The organism is Halorubrum sp. B52 (genome assembly GCF_059752555.1).
Genome location: NZ_MWTG01000008.1, coordinates 396,417 through 411,706, shown reverse-complemented (window position 1 = coordinate 411,706; position 15,290 = coordinate 396,417). Strand labels below are relative to the sequence as shown.

Annotated in this window: 18 protein-coding genes; 9 read left to right on the top strand and 9 right to left on the bottom strand. The window is 70.6% G+C overall.

Features of this window, described 5'->3' with window-relative positions:
- Positions 1-24 precede the first annotated feature (24 nt).
- Together B4V04_RS07850 and B4V04_RS07845 are read left to right on the top strand one after the other, a co-directional pair.
- Positions 25-1,902 carry a radical SAM protein gene (locus tag B4V04_RS07850; protein WP_498230626.1) on the top strand — a complete coding sequence of 626 codons (1,878 nt, stop codon included), beginning with the start codon at positions 25-27 and terminating at the stop codon, positions 1,900-1,902.
- A gap of 4 nt (positions 1,903-1,906) precedes the next feature.
- A complete protein-coding gene (locus B4V04_RS07845) occupies positions 1,907-2,746 on the top strand; it encodes an MBL fold metallo-hydrolase (RefSeq protein ID WP_498230625.1) in 840 nt (279 codons plus the stop codon).
- A 40-nt stretch (positions 2,747-2,786) separates the two neighbouring features.
- On the opposite strand, the gene B4V04_RS07840 is transcribed toward B4V04_RS07845, so the two are convergent.
- Both B4V04_RS07840 and B4V04_RS07835 read right to left on the bottom strand, forming a co-directional pair.
- A complete protein-coding gene (locus B4V04_RS07840) occupies positions 2,787-3,407 on the bottom strand; it encodes an HAD family hydrolase (protein WP_498230623.1) in 621 nt (206 codons plus the stop codon).
- Between the two features lie 93 nt (positions 3,408-3,500).
- Positions 3,501-3,983 (bottom strand): DUF7321 family protein, encoded by a 483-nt coding sequence (locus B4V04_RS07835; RefSeq protein ID WP_498230621.1) that lies wholly within the window; start codon positions 3,981-3,983, stop codon positions 3,501-3,503.
- A 172-nt stretch (positions 3,984-4,155) separates the two neighbouring features.
- On the opposite strand from B4V04_RS07835, the gene B4V04_RS07830 reads away from it, so the two are divergent.
- The 7 genes from B4V04_RS07830 to B4V04_RS07800 all read left to right on the top strand — a co-directional run bounded on the left by B4V04_RS07830 (position 4,156) and on the right by B4V04_RS07800 (position 8,534).
- A complete protein-coding gene (locus tag B4V04_RS07830; protein ID WP_498230620.1) occupies positions 4,156-5,025 on the top strand; it encodes a DUF7319 domain-containing protein in 870 nt (289 codons plus the stop codon).
- A 96-nt stretch (positions 5,026-5,121) separates the two neighbouring features.
- Positions 5,122-5,763, top strand: a complete 642-nt coding sequence (locus B4V04_RS07825) for a halocyanin domain-containing protein (protein WP_498170902.1) — start codon at positions 5,122-5,124, stop codon at positions 5,761-5,763.
- A complete protein-coding gene (locus tag B4V04_RS07820) occupies positions 5,760-6,149 on the top strand; it encodes a DUF7318 family protein (RefSeq protein ID WP_498230618.1) in 390 nt (129 codons plus the stop codon). The genes B4V04_RS07825 and B4V04_RS07820 overlap by 4 nt, the downstream gene beginning before the upstream one ends.
- A gap of 4 nt (positions 6,150-6,153) precedes the next feature.
- The gene (locus B4V04_RS07815; RefSeq protein WP_498230617.1) at positions 6,154-6,963 is read left to right on the top strand and encodes a cytochrome b; all 810 of its coding nucleotides are present in this window, start codon (positions 6,154-6,156) and stop codon (positions 6,961-6,963) included.
- A 4-nt stretch (positions 6,964-6,967) separates the two neighbouring features.
- Positions 6,968-7,756: a cytochrome b family protein gene (locus B4V04_RS07810; RefSeq protein ID WP_498230615.1), complete on the top strand. Its 789-nt coding sequence runs from the start codon at positions 6,968-6,970 to the stop codon at positions 7,754-7,756.
- A 60-nt stretch (positions 7,757-7,816) separates the two neighbouring features.
- Positions 7,817-8,248: a DUF7315 family membrane protein gene (locus tag B4V04_RS07805; protein WP_498230614.1), complete on the top strand. Its 432-nt coding sequence runs from the start codon at positions 7,817-7,819 to the stop codon at positions 8,246-8,248.
- Positions 8,249-8,252: 4 nt separating this feature from the next.
- Positions 8,253-8,534 carry a DUF7314 family protein gene (locus tag B4V04_RS07800; RefSeq protein ID WP_498230612.1) on the top strand — a complete coding sequence of 94 codons (282 nt, stop codon included), beginning with the start codon at positions 8,253-8,255 and terminating at the stop codon, positions 8,532-8,534.
- Positions 8,535-8,802: 268 nt separating this feature from the next.
- On the opposite strand, the gene B4V04_RS07795 is transcribed toward B4V04_RS07800, so the two are convergent.
- From B4V04_RS07795 to B4V04_RS07765, 7 genes are all read right to left on the bottom strand, one after another.
- Positions 8,803-9,246: a DUF7313 family protein gene (locus tag B4V04_RS07795; RefSeq protein WP_498230610.1), complete on the bottom strand. Its 444-nt coding sequence runs from the start codon at positions 9,244-9,246 to the stop codon at positions 8,803-8,805.
- Between the two features lie 24 nt (positions 9,247-9,270).
- Positions 9,271-10,047, bottom strand: a complete 777-nt coding sequence (locus B4V04_RS07790) for an NAD(+)/NADH kinase (protein ID WP_498230609.1) — start codon at positions 10,045-10,047, stop codon at positions 9,271-9,273.
- 56 nt (positions 10,048-10,103) lie between these two features.
- Positions 10,104-11,420 carry a M28 family peptidase gene (locus B4V04_RS07785; RefSeq protein ID WP_498230608.1) on the bottom strand — a complete coding sequence of 439 codons (1,317 nt, stop codon included), beginning with the start codon at positions 11,418-11,420 and terminating at the stop codon, positions 10,104-10,106.
- Between the two features lie 70 nt (positions 11,421-11,490).
- Positions 11,491-12,153: a DUF420 domain-containing protein gene (locus B4V04_RS07780; protein ID WP_498230606.1), complete on the bottom strand. Its 663-nt coding sequence runs from the start codon at positions 12,151-12,153 to the stop codon at positions 11,491-11,493.
- A gap of 84 nt (positions 12,154-12,237) precedes the next feature.
- Complete coding sequence (locus B4V04_RS07775) at positions 12,238-13,290, bottom strand: NAD(P)-dependent glycerol-1-phosphate dehydrogenase (RefSeq protein WP_498230604.1); 1,053 nt, start codon at positions 13,288-13,290, stop codon at positions 12,238-12,240.
- A 420-nt stretch (positions 13,291-13,710) separates the two neighbouring features.
- Positions 13,711-14,397: a LysE family translocator gene (locus tag B4V04_RS07770; RefSeq protein WP_498230602.1), complete on the bottom strand. Its 687-nt coding sequence runs from the start codon at positions 14,395-14,397 to the stop codon at positions 13,711-13,713.
- 171 nt (positions 14,398-14,568) lie between these two features.
- Positions 14,569-15,228: a metal-dependent transcriptional regulator gene (locus B4V04_RS07765; RefSeq protein WP_498230600.1), complete on the bottom strand. Its 660-nt coding sequence runs from the start codon at positions 15,226-15,228 to the stop codon at positions 14,569-14,571.
- Positions 15,229-15,290: the final 62 nt, after the last annotated feature.

The following is a 15,290-nucleotide window of genomic DNA, read 5'->3' as shown; positions in this document are numbered from 1 at the left end:
CTCGGCCGACTACGGACGGGTAACATGACCGATTCGCCCGCGGCCGGCCGCGGCTCCCTTCCGCCCGATCCGGCCGACCTCTCCGTCACCGTCGTCGACGGCTACGTCGACGAGCCGGCGCACTTCGGGGTGCCGCCGTACGTCTCGACGTACCCGCGGTACACGGCCGGCGCGCTCGTCGACGCGGGCGTCCCGGAGGGGCAGATCACCTACCACACCATCGACGAGCTGCGCGACGACCGCTCGAAGCGCGCCGACGTCGCCGACGCCGACCTCATGGTGTACGTCGGCGGGATGACGGTCCCGGGGAAGTACGTCGGCGGGACCCCGGCCGAGCCGGACGAGGTCCGGGAACTGGGGTGGACCGCGGACGGCGTCACGCTGCTCGGCGGGCCGGTCCGGTTCGGCGTCGGCGAGGAGAACGCGGGCGCGACCGAGACCGAGCGCGACGACCTCGACTACGACTTCGTCGCCATGGGCGACGTTGAGGCGGCCGCCTACGACCTCGTCAGCGAGGGGTTGGAGGGGTTCGGCAACCGGATGCGCGACAACGCCGAGATCGACCGGTGGGCGGAGAAGGGGGCGTTCGTCGTCGAGCAGCACCCGAACCACCCCGACTACCTCATCTGCGAGATGGAGACCTCCCGCGGCTGCGCCTACCGCTGCTCGTTCTGCACGGAGCCGCTGTACGGGAGCCCGGCGTTCCGCGACGCGCGGTCGGTCGTCGACGAGGTCGACGCGCTCTCGGACCGCGGCGTCAGGCACTTCCGGCTCGGCCGGCAGGCCGACATCCTCGCGTTCGGCGGCGACGGCGAGGCGCCGAACCCCGACGCCTTGCGAGAGCTGTACGGCGGGATCCGCGAGGTCGCGCCCGACCTGCGAACGCTCCACCTCGACAACATGAACCCGGTGACGATCACCGACTACCCCGAGGCCTCCCGCGAGGCGATCCGGGTCATCGCCGCGCACAACACGCCCGGCGACACCGCCGCCTTCGGGCTGGAATCGGCCGACCCGGTCGTGCAGGAGCAGAACAACCTGCTCGTCACCGCCGAGGAGTGTTTAGAGGCCGTCCGCGTCGTCAACGAGGAGGGCGGCTGGCGGCCGGGCGACACCGCGGCGGCGACGCCCGGCCCCGACGACCGCCCGACCGGCCCCTCGACCGGCCCGGACGCCTCGCCTCGGCTCCCGAAGCTCCTCCCGGGGATCAACCTCGTTCACGGCCTCGCCGGCGAGCGCCCGGAGACGTACGAGCACAACAAGCGGTTCCTCCAGACCGTCTACGACGAGGGGCTGATGCTCCGCCGGATCAACATCCGCCAGGTGATGGCGTTCGCCGGCACGGAGATGGCCGAGACGGGCGCCGACATCGCCAAGGAGCACAAAGACCAGTTCCAGGCGTACAAGCGCGAGGTGCGCGAGACGGTCGACAACCCGATGCTCGACCGGGTCGTCCCGCCGGGGACGGTCCTCCCCGACGTGCACCTGGAGTACCACCAGGACGGGAAGACGTTCGGCCGCCAGCTCGGGACGTACGCGCTCCTCGTCGCCGTCCCCGGCGAGCGCGAGCTCGGCACCGCCATCGACGTGGCGATCACCGACCACGGCTACCGCTCCGTGACGGGCGTCCCCTACCCCCTCGACGTCAACGCGGCGTCGATGGCCGAGCTGACCGCGATCCCCGGGATCAACCGGAGCAAGGCCGGGGACGTCGTCGTCGGGCGGCCGTACGGCTCGGTCGACGAGGTCGACGCCGGCGTCGCCGACCTCTCGCGGTTCGCCGTCGCCGACGACGTGGACGTGCCGATCCCCGGGCGCGAGCGCGCCGGGTCCGGCCCCGGTCCGGCCGCTCGCTCCCTCCTCGACCGACGCGACGGCTCCTCGGTCGGCCGCGGGGACTGAGGCGATGGCGCCGTCGGACCCGCACCCGTCGGTCGAGCGCGTTCCGGTCCCGGTCGACACCCGCGCGCCCGGCGGGACGACGAACGCGTACGTCGCCGGGAGGCTCCTCGTCGACCCCGCGGCACGCACCGACGCGCTCGACGCGGCGGTCGGCGTTGGCGCTTCCGAGGAGGGAGGCGCCGTCGACGCGATCGCGGTCACGCACACCCACCCCGATCACGTCCGCGCGGTCGCCGAGTACGCCGATCTCACGGGCGCGGCCGTCCTCGCGCACGCGGACCACGTCGACCGCTTCGCGGCCGCGACCGGCGTCGAGCCGGACGAGACGTTCCGAGGCGGAGAGACCGTCGGACCGACCGCCGTCCGCGCGGTCGACACGCCCGGCCACGCGCCGGACCACGTCGCCTTCGCGGTGAGGGAGGAAACCGACAGCGGGATCCCCTCCCGCGCGCTGCTCTGCGGCGACCTCGCCGTCGCCGAGGGGAGCGTCGTCGTGGGGGCCCCGGAGGGCGACCTCCGCGACTACCTCGACAGCCTCGAACGCGTCCGTGATGGAGGCTACAACCGGCTCTACCCGGGTCACGGCCCCGTGATCGACGACCCGGAGGCGGCCTGCGACCGGCTGATCGACCACCGGCTCGACCGGGAGCGAGCGGTCCGCGCGGCGGTGGCGGATGGCGCGAGCGACGTGGACGGTGTCGTCGAGGGCGCCTACGAGAAGGACCTGACCGGCGTCGCGGACCTCGCGCGGGCGACGGTCGTCGCGCACTTGGAGAAACTCCTCGCAGAGGGGCGGATCGGCGAGGCGTGGAAAGACCGGCTCGACCGCGACGCCGACGACTGAAGGAGCAGCGGCGCGGTCGAGCCGGCCGGAGAAACCGCGCTTACGGCTCGGCCTCGAGCTCGGCCGCGACCCGCGGCAGCGGCGTCTCCGTCACGTCGACGAAGCGGCCGCCGACGTCCTCGACGCCGCCGTCGGTCGCGGGGTCGTCGCCGACGTGTATCAGGGTCTCGGGGGCGACGTCGAGCGCCTCGGCCGCGGCCTCGAACGCCTTGGGGTGGGGCTTCCGCCAGCCGCAGCCGACGCTGGTCGTGACTGCGTCGAACTCGCCGCGGAGCCCGGCGCGGATCAGCGTCTTGGAGACGAGCTCCGGGACGGCGCAGTTCGAGAGGAGGCCGACGGGCCCCTGCTCGCCGACGTCGCGGACGGCGTCGAGGGCGCCGTCGCGTCTGGTCACGTCCGGGTCGAACGCCGCGACGACGGCGTGCCGGACGACGTTCTCCGCGGCGTCGACGCCGCGGGAGTCGAGGGCGTGCGCGACGTGGGCCGGGAGGGGGACCTCGGCGCCCGCCGGGGCGTCCACGTGTCGCTCGCCGTACGCGACGTGCCAGTCGTCGGGCACGGCGACGCCGCGGGACTCCAGCTCGCGCGCGACGATCTCCGCTGGGTCCGAGGGGTACTCGACGTCGACGAGCGTCCCGAACAGGTCGAAGGTGACTGCCACGATACCCTCTCTTGGGGCAAAACGGGATTGAAGCTGTCGGTCGGCGAAACGGCGGCGAGACGAGGCGGAGAGACGACCGCGCCGCTCACGTCCTCACAGCGCCGTGGCGACGTGGATCGAGTAGAACCGGTAGAGCCCGGTCACCCACGCGCAGAGCCAGAGGAGCATGAACCCGGCCACGCCGACGCGGAGCCGGGCGCGCCAGTGACCCATGTTCTCGTGGATCTCGTCGATGTCGACGTCGGGGTCCTCGTAGGCGTCGGCGTTTCGCTTGGCCTGCAAGATACGGGCGATACCCGTGAGCGCGAACGCCAGCAGCGCGTACGCCTGCAGCCCGAGGAACGCGTGGATCACGGCGAGTCCGGTCAGCCGCCGGAAGAGGCGGGGGATCATCCACACGACGATCGGGACGGTGGTCAACGTCAGCCCCGCGCCGATGTACCGGAGGTGGTGCGTGAGGACGTTCCAGCTCACCGTCTCGGCGTCGATCATGATCCACGCCCCGTACAGCAGGAAGGGGAGACTCGCCGTCACCGACAGTCCCGCGAGCGCCGCGAAGACCGACTCGTCTACCATCTGTCGACGCTTCGGGCTCCGGCGCGTAAAACTCCCCGATCCGCTTCTCGCACCGGACCGCGTCCACTCCGATCCGATCGACGTCCCCTCCGAGCCGGCCGGCGCGGTCGCCGCGTGCGGGGGCGGACGGAGGACGAAAACAGTTAGCGTCCGGAGCCCGTACGGGCGGACGATGGAGGACACCTCGACGGGATCGGAGTCGGAGCCGAGACCGGACCGAGCGCGGGGCGCACCGGACGGCGACGAGGCGTCTCCCGGCGGGGAAACGTCCGGGAACGAGGGGGAACCGACCGTCGGAGACGACGACGACCTCGACGAGCTCAGGCGGCGCGTCGAGGAGGAGTACGACTTCGACGACTTCGGCCCGTCGGACATGGCCCGGATGAGCGCCGAGGAGTGGGACGCCGCCTTCGACCCCGACTCGTGGATCACGGGCGACCGCCTGCTCGAGCGCGCCGAGGCGGAGCTCAAGTCGCGGATCGCCCGCCGCGAGGTGTTCGGCGTGTTGGAGCGGGTCCGCGCCGACGGCGAGGAGCGAATCTTAGTCTACTCCGACGAGGGGTACGCCATCGTCCGCCCGACCGGCGAGGTGGCCGGGCAGGGGACGGTGCTGCGCGACATCGAGCCGATCGTCGCGCTGGCGGCGATGGAGTCGTACGACGTGCCGGAGCCGCCCGAGGACTGGTCGCTCCCGCACCCCGACACCGTCCCCGATGGGTCCGGCGAGTTCGGCAACCTGATGGTCCAGGTGATCGCGGTCGTGCAGGTGCTCGCCGGCGCGGCGCTGCTGGCCGCGACGTTCCTCACCGACCTCGACACGATCGTCGCGCCCGCGATGGGGATCGTGTTCCTGCTCATCGGTCTCTTCCTGTTCGTGATGGTGGCGAACGCGCGGCTCTCCGACCGGTTCCGCTCGGAGGAGTATCGGGAGCGGCTGCGGGCGCTCCGCGAGGCGAAGGAACGTCCCGAGTTCGTCCCCGTCGAAGACGGTGTCGTGACCGACGAGGACGCCGTCGCGAGCGACCGCGACCGAGACGAGTAATTACGCCGATTTCGGCGGTCTCAGTCCCTCCAAACTCCTCCACGTCGGCGGTTTCAGTCGGAGGGTTTAAGCGGACCCCGTCCTGAGTGAAACCGTATGAAAAGGCGGGACTTCGTGCGGACGGCCGGCGGCGCGACCGCCGCCGTCGCGGCCTCCGCCGGGGCGACCGGAACGGTGGCTGCACAGGAGGTACAGCCCGACTGGCCGAGCGGCGCGTCGAGCGGCAACGTCGGGTCGTACACCGACGCCCGCGGGCAGGACTCGGTGACCATCTCGGTCGGCGCCGGCAGCAGCGGCCTCGCGTTCGACCCGACGCTGGTCTGGGTCGACGAGGGGACGACCATCGTCTGGGAGTGGACCGGGGCCGGCGGGAGCCACAACGTCGTCACACAGGAGGGCCCGGCCTCGCTCGACAGCGGCGATCCAGTCGGCGAGGAAGGGTACACGTACGAGTACGAGACATCGGGCGAGGACGCCGGCATCACTCACTACGCCTGTGCCCCCCACGTCCCAGTCGGTATGCACGGCGGTATCGCCGTCGGTGAGGACGTCGCCACCGTCGAGACCGGCGGGGCGAACACCGGGTGGCCGGAGGACATCGCCAAGGTCGGCGTTCCGCTCCACGCCCACTGGGTCGGGATCTCCGCGATGCTGGGTATCTCGCTCACCTTCGTGTTCACGTTCTACCTGCTGAAGTACGGCGAGTCCGCCCACACCGGTCACGGAGGGAGAGAATGAGCTCCGGCGGCTCCTCGTACGGTGACATCCACCGGTACGAGCCGGCCCGCGAGAGCACGGCCGCGGCGATCGCCATCGTGCTCTTGACGGTCATCGAGGTCGTATTCGTGTCTCTGTTCGTCTACGGGCTCATGTCCGCCTGGGCCTCGACGGAGTTCGGCAACATGTTCGCCGGTGCGCTGCTGGCGATGATCTTCATCGACCTCGCCTTCATCCTTCTGTTGTACCGCAAGGAGTTCCTCCCCGACGTGATGATCGTGAAGAAGCGCCGCCGCAAGTGGGAGGACCTCTACGTCCGCGAGGAGGACAAAGACGGCGTCGGGATCGACACCGACGGTGCGATGGAGACGGTCAAGCGGGCGGTCTACCCGTACTACAAGAAGTAACACAATGAGTCTCAAAAAACAAGACGATATGGACCACAACGCGTGGCTCAAAGAGCAGGACCTGACGGTCATCGAGACCGCGTTCCTCACCACGCTCATCTGGCTCGACAAGCGGCTCCGCATCGTCGACTACCTCGAGCTGCTGGAGACGATGTACTACCGCGCGAACATGCAGATGCCGAAGAGCCACACGGAGCAGTACGACCTCGACAACAAGTTCTGGTACTGGTACCCCCTGTACTCGCTCGGGTCGCTGTCGATCATCGCGTATCTGGTCGCGGCGGTTACGGGCGCACTGCTCGGGTTCTACTACTCTCCGTCGACCGCCGGCGCCGCCGCACAGGGCGACCCGACGGCCGCGTACGACTCCGTCGTGATGATCATGACGGACGTCCAGTTCGGGTTCATGCTCCGCTCGATCCACAGTTGGGCGGCCCAGTTCATGGTCGCCGCGGTGTTCCTGCACATGCTCCGCGTCTACTTCACCGGGTCGTACAAGGAGCCCCGCGAGGTCAACTGGGTCCTCGGGGTCGTGCTCATCAGCCTGACGCTCCTGTTCGGCTTCTCCGGGTACGTCCTCCCGTGGAAGCAGCTGTCGTTCTGGGCCGCACAGATCGGCGTCGAGATGGCGCTCGCGACGCCCATCGTGGGCGAGTGGGCGGCACAGCTCCTGTTCGGCGGCTTCACGCTCGGACAGGCGACGCTGGTGAGAATGTACATCCTGCACGTCTTCGTGCTGCCGTTCGTGGTGACCGGCCTTATCGCGCTCCACGTCGGCATCGTCTGGGTGCAGGGGATCGCCGAGCCGCACTAATCCAATGACCGACGACACAACCCCCATGACGGACGGAGGCACCGACGAGGAGGCGCGCACCGACGGCGGCCCGCCGGCGACCGTGCCGCCGGACGACGAGACGCCGACCTGGAGCGAACGCAAAGAGCACACGAGTGGGCTCGCCCAGCTCACCTACCAGTACTTCGAGCGCTCCCGCCGCGAGGACGAGGACCTCCGCGCGGAGTCGACGTACGTCGAGCGCGACGTGCTCGGCTTCCCCACGTGGCCCCACGAGACGCTTCGGAACCTCGCCATCACGAGCTTCTTCGTCGGGATTCTGATCCTCGTCGCGGCGCTGATGCCGGCGCACTACGGCGAGCCGGCGAACCCCGGCTCGACGCCCGCGATCATCCTGCCGGACTGGTACCTCTACTGGTCGTTCGGCCTGCTGAAGCTCAACCCGCTCAACCCGAACCTCGCGGTGCTCGGCGGCAACATCGCCATCTCCAACGAGTTCCTCGGGATCACCGCTCACGGGATCGTCTTCGGTACCATCACGCTCGTGCCGTTCCTCAACAAGGGGGGCGCGCGGCGTCCCGTCGAGCAGCCGTTCTGGGCGGCCGTCGGCGTGACCGGCGTCGTCCTGTCGTTCACGCTCGCGGCGCTCGCGATCCAGAACTTCTTCCCGATCTCGCTCAACCTGCTGCTCACGCTGACGTTCATGCTGCCGGTCGTCGGCGGCATCATCACCTACGCGGTGTTGAAGACGATGCGTGAGGGGTACATGTACGACCTGAACCGGCGGTACTACATGCTGCGACCGCCGAAGTAACGGCAGCCGACCGCCCGCCGGGCCTCTCGCCCGGCGCTCCGTCCGTCGCACCACCTTTCGATGTCATCATCCACCGACCACGACGACGCACAGGCGTTCGACGAAACGGGCGACCCCATCGCCGCCGACGAGCAAGAGGACGCTCGCAGCGAGCCGACGGGCCCGCGCATCGGGCCCGACGGACGCGAGATCGTCGTTCCGTTCCGCCTGTACAAGGCCGTCACCGTCTTCTCGACGCTCGCGGCCGTCGTCGCGTACCTGATCGGGTTCACGCTCGTCGACGCCGCGACGCTACAGATCAGCTTCGTGTGGACCGTGATCGTCTATCTCCTGAACAGCGCCGGCCTCTACCCCTCGGACGATGTGCTGGTCGCCACGCTGGCGATCACGGGCATCGCGTTCATCGTCGGGGGGACGGCGGTGTACGTGCTGGGGACGCGGTTCCGGGGCCAAGGGATGGGAAAGTCTCAAGACGACTCCGGCGAATCGTAAGCTAATGGCAGACGAGTTCATGAAGGGGGTCGCCCTGTTCGCGCTCGGTGGCCTCGGCTGGCTCACCTTCGGCGGATGGTACCGAACGCCCTCGTACTACGACGTCGTGCAGCTGGTCAACCCGGCCGAGGGGGTCGATAGCGCCTACGGCCAGGTCGGCCTCGTCGCCGGCGACGCGTTCTTCTGGGTGATGATCCTCGGCGCGCTCACGTTCTGGGTTCTGATCCCGGCGAGCCGCGAGCTGCGCGACGCCCTCGACGACGACGACGCCGACGCGGCGAACTGACGACCGCGATCCCGCCGTCGGAAGCGGTTCTCGCATCGCCCTCTCGTTCTGCAGCCGCCTGACGCCGCCGAGCGTCCGCCGCGCTCCGCGTCGGCGTTGTCGGCGTTTACCGTGCCCGCACGACGGCGAGAGACGAGCAGACGGATCGACGTCGAGAACGACCCCGGAACCAAAAGAGAGCGGGACCCGGCGCGAACGCGACACCGAGAACGGCACTGCGACTGCCGACGGGGAGAAGACGTTTTCTCGCGATTCCGGACGAGCCGGACTACGCGACGACGAACTGGTCCCAGAGGCCCGCGACGAGGAACCACAGGGCGTAGTAGGAGGCGAACACCATGACGAGCAGCGACGCGGCGATCGAGCTCTTCGGGGCCTCGATCGGCATGTCGTTGCGGGCCTCGACGTTACGCGCTTCCAGCTCGAACAGGTCGGCGACCAGCATCGTGATCACGAGCACCGAGAGGATCACGCCGCTCACGGGCGCGTCGAGCACGAACAGGAAGCTCAACAGCAGCAGTCCGATGTTCGTGAACGCGTGGGGCGTGTACGGTTCGACGTCGTCGCCGTCGGTGCCCTGTTCGACGTGTCGCCGGTGTGCGATGTGACGCGTCGCGAGGTTCGCCACCGCCATCGTCAGTATCGCGTACGGCAGCACCGGTCCGACGGCGGACAGCCAGCCGAGGGGAACGAGGAACTGCAGTGGGTCCATACCGACACATCCGGTCACGAGTTATTAGAGTGTTTCCGATCGCCGCGCTCGGCGCGCGCCCGCGAGCGTCACGAGCGCGACCGAGTCAGTCGCCTCGATCGCGACCGGTCGGTGCGGCTCGACGGATCCGCGCTCCCGACCGTCGACCACGAGCGCGACCGACTCCGCCTCGCGCTCGACCGAGACCGAGAGCCGCTCCGCGGCGACCCACGCGTCCGTCCGAGTGCTGAACGGGGCGATCGGCGCGACGGAGAGCCCGCCGCCGGGCTCGACGACCGGCCCGCCGGCGGCGTTGGCGTACCCGTCGCTGCCGAAGGGGGTCGCGACGGCGACGCCGTCGGCGCGGAACGACTCGTCACCCTCCCCGACGAAGTCGATCGCGAACTCGGAGATGCGAGCCGGCTCCGCGGTGACGAGCGCGACGTCGAAGGCGGCGCGCCGCGTCTCCCCGTCCCCCGCGTCGACCGCGAGGACCGGGTGCGCGACGCGCCGGACGCCGTCGGCGGGAGGGTCGCCGTCGGCAGAGGGGTCACCGCCGCCACGGAGGGCCGCGTCGAGCAGGGCGCCGAGGCGCCGCTCCGCGGCGTCGACGTCGACCGCGAGCCGCCGCGAGCCGACCGGGATCACCGGCGCGTCCGGCGCGCCGACGAGGACGTCGCGGATGGCCTCGTCGCCGACCGCCACCACCGCGTCCGCGGCGGACCGCTCGGCGCGGCGATACGGGAGGCCCGCGAGGGCGCGCCGGAGCGCCGCCGAGCGATCGTCGCCGACGACCGCGACGCGTCGTTCCGACGATTCCATACGCGAGGGGTCCGACCGGCGCGGGTGAAAACCTCCCGGTTCGCGGCGGGGATTCCCTAGAAGGGCCAGTCGCCCGTGATCTTCATCCCGGTCGCCTTCCCCTCGCGTTCGAGGGCGGCCGCGATCTCATCGCGGTCCCGCCGCTCGGTCGTCACCGACGCGTCGGCGAGCTCCGCGACGAGTTCGGTGAGCAGGATCGCCTGCTCCCGGAGGTTCCGCGACTCCAGCTTGTCGAGCGTGTCGGCACCGGTGTGGCCCCAGCCGCGACCCCGGCCCTCCGTCTCGCCGGAGACCATGTACCCCGGGATCCCGCGCTCGACGAACGGCCAGTGGTCGCTGTGGGGGACCAACTCCTCGCCGAGCGAGACGGGGTGGTCGAAGCGGTCGCTCACGCGCTCCGCGGCCGCCTCCAGCGCGTCGAAGTCGTGGTGGTCGAGCTTCAGCGTGCGGCCGAACACGTTGCTGTCGACGTTGACGACGGCCGCGACCCGGTCGGGGTCGACCCCCTCGGCGAACAGCGAGGAGCCGACGAGCCCGACCTCCTCGGCGCCGAAGGCGACGAACCGGACGCGGCGGTCGAGCTCGTCTTCGCGGGCCGCGAGCGCGTTCGCGACCTCGACGATCGTGGCGGTTCCGGCGCCGTTGTCCATCGCGCCCTGCGAGATGTCGTGGGCGTCGACGTGCGAGGAGACGACGAGGTAGTCGTCGGTGTCGGGGCCGAGTTCGGCGACCGCGTTCCCGCTCGTCGCGGCCGGGGTCTCGCAGTCGACCGCGACGGTCAGGTCGTCGCCCTCGTGCCGGCGGGCGAGGCGCGCGCCGGTCTCCTTCGAGACCCCGACCGCGGGGATGTCGCCCACGGGCGCGTCCGCCGTGCCGACGCTGCCGGTCGGCGGGAGCGTCCCCTCGACGTGGTTCGCGAAGACGAAGGCGGCGGCGCCGGCCTCGACGGCGTGGTAGTACTTCTCGCGGCGGTGAATGAACCGGTCGACGGAATCGGGAGTGTCCGAGGAGACCATCACGACCTTTCCGTCGAGGTCGGCCTCGAAGTCCCCCGGGACGCCGTAGCCGAGGTCGACGAACTCGCCGGTCCCCTCGCCGCTCGGGCTGCGGGGGAGCGCGATACAGGCGTTCATGCCGCTCGCGAGCGTCTCGTCGCCGCGGCGGATCGCGCTGTCGCCGCGCTCCCAGCCCTGAATCTCGAACTCCTCGATCCGGGCGTCCCGCGCGCCGGCGTCGGCGAGCGCGTCGCGCGTCAGTTCCAGCCCCTCGCGCTCGCCGTCGGTGCCGGCCATGCGGTGGTCGAGGTCGACGAGGGCCTCGAGGTGAGTCCAGCCGGCGTCGCTCGTGAACGTCTCGCCGATCCAGTGGGTCATGGAGTGAGGGTGCGGCGGCGGCGAGTCAAGCGTTTCGGTGGCGGCGGCGGGCGCCGGGAGCCCTCGCCGGTCAGAGTCCGGGGGCGAGCGGGAGCAGGACCGCGGCGGCCTCGGCGGCCGCGAACGTCGAGTCGTACAGGTGGTTCAAGAGGAGGTAGGTGACGACGCCGAGCACGAGCGAGAGAATCCACGCGCTCGCGGCGATCCGACCGACGCGGCGGTGCGGCGTCTCGGTCCGGAGCTCGCGTTCCGTGTGCGTGAGCCCGAGGACGATCGCGTAGATGACGACGGGCACGGAGACGACGGAGAGGACGATGTGGATCGCGAGCATGATCAGGTACGCCGGGTACACCCACTCCCACAGCGGGACCCACGCGTACGCGGAGTCGAGGACGAACTCCTTCGTCCCGCCGCCCGCGACCTTCGGGAGGTACATCCCGAGGAAGAGGAGGATGAGGGCGAAGGAGGTCGTCATCGCGGCGGCGTGCTTCTTCACCTCGTCGTTGCGGATCCAGTACCAGCCGAGCGAGAGCGTGACGACGGTGACGGTGTTGACCGCGGCGATGGCGTGCGCGAGCAGGTCGACGGTGCCGCGGGAGAGCGTCGGGAACAGCGCCTGGAACTCGGGGACTAAGAAGACGCCGCCGACGGCCCCGTAGCCGACGATCGTGAGGAGCACGGTGATCGCGCCGGCCCGCTCCTTGGCCCGGTCGCGAACGCTGGCGGTGGACATATCGGGAGGAGGGAACGGAGCGATAAGTCGGCTTCGGGTGCTCCCGTCGGTCGGGACGCGTCGCCCCCGGCGACGCCGCCTCGACTACCGCTCGATGACGCCGGTCGCCGTCGCGACCTCGATCGCGGCCTCCTCGTTGATCCCGCCCTGGAGGATCGTGTAGCGGTCGCGGATCTCGTGGGCGGTCGTCAGCGCGGCGAGCAGCTCCTCGTCGTCGACGCCGAGCTCGGCCGCGGTCGTCGGCGCGTCGAGCTCCGCGAGCGCGTCGCGGATCGCGCTCCACCGCCCGTTCTCGCCGCTGTGGAGGTACTCCGTCATGACCGAGGCGACGCCGACCTGGTGGCCGTGGAGCGCCTTGCCGGGGGCGATCCGGTCGAGCTGGTGGGAGATGAGGTGCTCCGCGCCGGAGGCGGGCCGCGAGGAGCCCGCGATCGACATCGCGACGCCGGAGGAGACGAGCGCCTTCACGACGACCCACGACGACTCCTCTAACCCGGGCCGGATCATGTCGGCGTTCTCGACGAGCAGCTCCGCGGTCATCTCCGACAGCGCGCCCGCGTACTCGCTGTACTCGACGTTCCGCAGGCGACGGGCGAGGCGCCAGTCCTTCACCGCGGTGTAGTTGGAGATGATGTCGGCACAGCCCGCGGTGGTGAGCCGCCACGGGGCGTTCGCGAGCAGCGTCGTGTCCGCGACGACCGCGAGCGGCGGGTCGGCCGCGACCGAGTGGCGCGTGTCGCCCTCGGGGATCGAGGAGCGCCCGGAGACGATGCCGTCGTGGGAGGCGACCGTGGGGACGGAGACGAAGCCGACGTCGAGGTGGTCGGCGGCCATCTTCGCGATGTCGATCGGCTTCCCGCCGCCCAAGGCGATCAGGTAGCCGGGATCGATCGCTTCCGCGGTCGCGGTGAGCTCCTCGACCGCCTCAAAGGAGGCGTCCTCGACGACGGCGGTCGCGGGGTCGTCGAACTGCGCGCGCACCCGGTCGCCGGCGATCTCGTTCGGCGTCGGGCTCGTGACGATGAGCGGCCGCCCCGTGAGGTACAGCTCGCCGACCGCGACGCCGAGGTCGTCGATCACGTCGTGACCGACGAGCACGTTGCGCGGGAGCTTGATCCACGTGGACTTGTCGAACATGGCTCAGATACGCGACCGGAGGGTCTAGAAGATGCGGATTTCCGAACGGATCGCCGACACGACGCCGGACGCACCGCGGCGGACCGAGCCGGAGCGCGACGGCAGCTTATAGACAGACCGCGGTGCGGTGGCGCGTGCCTCCGAGCGGCTGATAGGCCGCGAGGAGCACGCGCGAGGTCGCCGGCGGCTTCGCCGCCGGCTGCCAGAGAATCTCTGATTCTCGCTGGACGCGGCGACCGGAGGGAGCCGCGAGGCTGGGGAGGCGTGAGGTGCGGTGCGGAGCGGTGGTGGGGCGGGACTCAAAGGGACAGGCGCGAGTCCTCTCGACTGGGGCTTTGGCGCCGTTAGACGCCGATCCGAGACCGATTATTTATAAATGAATACTGCGACTTCCGGGGCGGTCGCTGTGCTATCGGCTATTTACAAGAACATCGTCGCCGCGTCGTAGAGGAAGAAGACGCCGAACCCGGCGAGCACGACCGCCGAGGCCACCGCGACGAGCGGCGCGAACGTCTCGGTCCGGTTCTCGGCGGCGACGAGCCCCGCGGGGAACCCGGTGATCCAGATCAGGATGCCTAAAAAGAAGCCGCCGATCAGCGCCGGCGACCCGGTGGTGACGACGAAGGCACCGGCGAGGTCGGCGCCGACGACCGGCAGCCGGGCCAGCACGTCGAGCTCGCCGGGGCGCAGCAGGCCGACGCCGACGGTGAGCCAGAACAGCACCTGGTACGGGTTCGTCAGCGCGAGCACCAGCGCCTTGCGGAACCCCTTCCCGGCCTCGATCGACGGCTCGTCGCCCGAGGTCGGGCGGAACGACGCCCGCGCGCCGCGCGCCGCACCGACGGCGAAGTACAACATCAGGACGCCGCCGGCGGCGACCATCGCGGCGCGGAGCAGCGGGAGCGCGTCGACGACGGCGACGACGCCGAGGTACGCCAGGACGAAGAAGATCGCGTCGGCGGTCGCGGCGCCGAGTCCCGCCCGGAAGCCGGCGGTCCGGCCGCGGAGCACGGACTCCTCGGCGATGACGGCGTTCATCGGACCGGGCGGGGCCGCGAGCGCGAGGCCGAAGACGACCCCCGCACCGAGCGTCACGAGGAGGTTCACGCGCTTCGAAACGGGCGTTTTCGTGAAAAAGTCCGCGAAGGACCGGTGGACGTTACGGTCGGAAAGCGGGCATCGATGGTCGGAACTGGCGGGTAGTGCGGTCGCGACCGGCGGGCGACGCGTACGCCGACGGCCCGATCCGGGGCGACGCGTACGCCGACGGCTCCGCGCTCAGTCGGCGTCCTCGACGCGGATCGACCGAGCGATCGCCGCCGGCAGGCTCTGCTCGCCGGTCGGCGTCGCGACGGTCACCATGCCGAAGGGGGCGACGTCGACGACCTCGAGCTCGGTGCCCGGCGTGATCCCGGCGTCGGCGAGGTAGTCGAGCTCGTCCTCGTCGCGGTCGGAGACGCGCGTGACGACGACGCGGTCGCCCTCGACGTGGTCGGAGAGCCGCGGCCCGCTCCCCTCGTCGACGGGTTCGAGGTCGGCCCCCGGGATCGGGTCGCCGTGGGGGTCGACGGCGGGGTCGCCGAGCGCCTCGGCGACGCGGCGCTCGAACTCCTCGGAGATGTGGTGTTCCAGGGCGTCGGCCTCGTCGTGGACCTCGCTCCAGTCGTAGTCGAGCCGGTCGGCGAGGAACGCCTCGAGCAGCCGGTGGTGGCGGACGACCTCCAGCGCGACGGCCTCGCCCTCCGCCGTGAGCTCCGCGCCCTGGTACGGCTCGCGCTCGACGAGCCCGCGCTCCTCCAGTTTCCCCAGCATGTCGGTCACGGACGGGGCGGTCTTGTCGAGGTACTCCGCGATCGCGGACGTCGAGACGGGCGGGCCCTGCTCGGACTGGAGGACGTAGATCGCCTTCAGATAGTCCTCCATGACGTCGCTCAGCATTTATAAGCGATCGCGGCCGACGGCGGAAATACCTACCGGGAGTCGCCGGGGCGGTCGGGCCG

Bases quoted from the DNA above. Each gene is read 5' to 3' on its own strand.
- B4V04_RS07850 (WP_498230626.1), top strand. From the start codon at position 25: ATGACCGATTCGCCCGCGGCCGGCCGCGGCTCCCTTCCGCCCGATCCG.
- B4V04_RS07845 (WP_498230625.1), top strand. From the start codon at position 1,907: ATGGCGCCGTCGGACCCGCACCCGTCGGTCGAGCGCGTTCCGGTCCCG.
- B4V04_RS07835 (WP_498230621.1), bottom strand. From the start codon at position 3,983: ATGGTAGACGAGTCGGTCTTCGCGGCGCTCGCGGGACTGTCGGTGACG.
- B4V04_RS07830 (WP_498230620.1), top strand. From the start codon at position 4,156: ATGGAGGACACCTCGACGGGATCGGAGTCGGAGCCGAGACCGGACCGA.
- B4V04_RS07825 (WP_498170902.1), top strand. From the start codon at position 5,122: ATGAAAAGGCGGGACTTCGTGCGGACGGCCGGCGGCGCGACCGCCGCC.
- B4V04_RS07820 (WP_498230618.1), top strand. From the start codon at position 5,760: ATGAGCTCCGGCGGCTCCTCGTACGGTGACATCCACCGGTACGAGCCG.
- B4V04_RS07815 (WP_498230617.1), top strand. From the start codon at position 6,154: ATGAGTCTCAAAAAACAAGACGATATGGACCACAACGCGTGGCTCAAA.
- B4V04_RS07810 (WP_498230615.1), top strand. From the start codon at position 6,968: ATGACCGACGACACAACCCCCATGACGGACGGAGGCACCGACGAGGAG.
- B4V04_RS07805 (WP_498230614.1), top strand. From the start codon at position 7,817: ATGTCATCATCCACCGACCACGACGACGCACAGGCGTTCGACGAAACG.
- B4V04_RS07800 (WP_498230612.1), top strand. From the start codon at position 8,253: ATGGCAGACGAGTTCATGAAGGGGGTCGCCCTGTTCGCGCTCGGTGGC.
- B4V04_RS07795 (WP_498230610.1), bottom strand. From the start codon at position 9,246: ATGGACCCACTGCAGTTCCTCGTTCCCCTCGGCTGGCTGTCCGCCGTC.
- B4V04_RS07790 (WP_498230609.1), bottom strand. From the start codon at position 10,047: ATGGAATCGTCGGAACGACGCGTCGCGGTCGTCGGCGACGATCGCTCG.
- B4V04_RS07785 (WP_498230608.1), bottom strand. From the start codon at position 11,420: ATGACCCACTGGATCGGCGAGACGTTCACGAGCGACGCCGGCTGGACT.
- B4V04_RS07780 (WP_498230606.1), bottom strand. From the start codon at position 12,153: ATGTCCACCGCCAGCGTTCGCGACCGGGCCAAGGAGCGGGCCGGCGCG.
- B4V04_RS07775 (WP_498230604.1), bottom strand. From the start codon at position 13,290: ATGTTCGACAAGTCCACGTGGATCAAGCTCCCGCGCAACGTGCTCGTC.
- B4V04_RS07765 (WP_498230600.1), bottom strand. From the start codon at position 15,228: ATGCTGAGCGACGTCATGGAGGACTATCTGAAGGCGATCTACGTCCTC.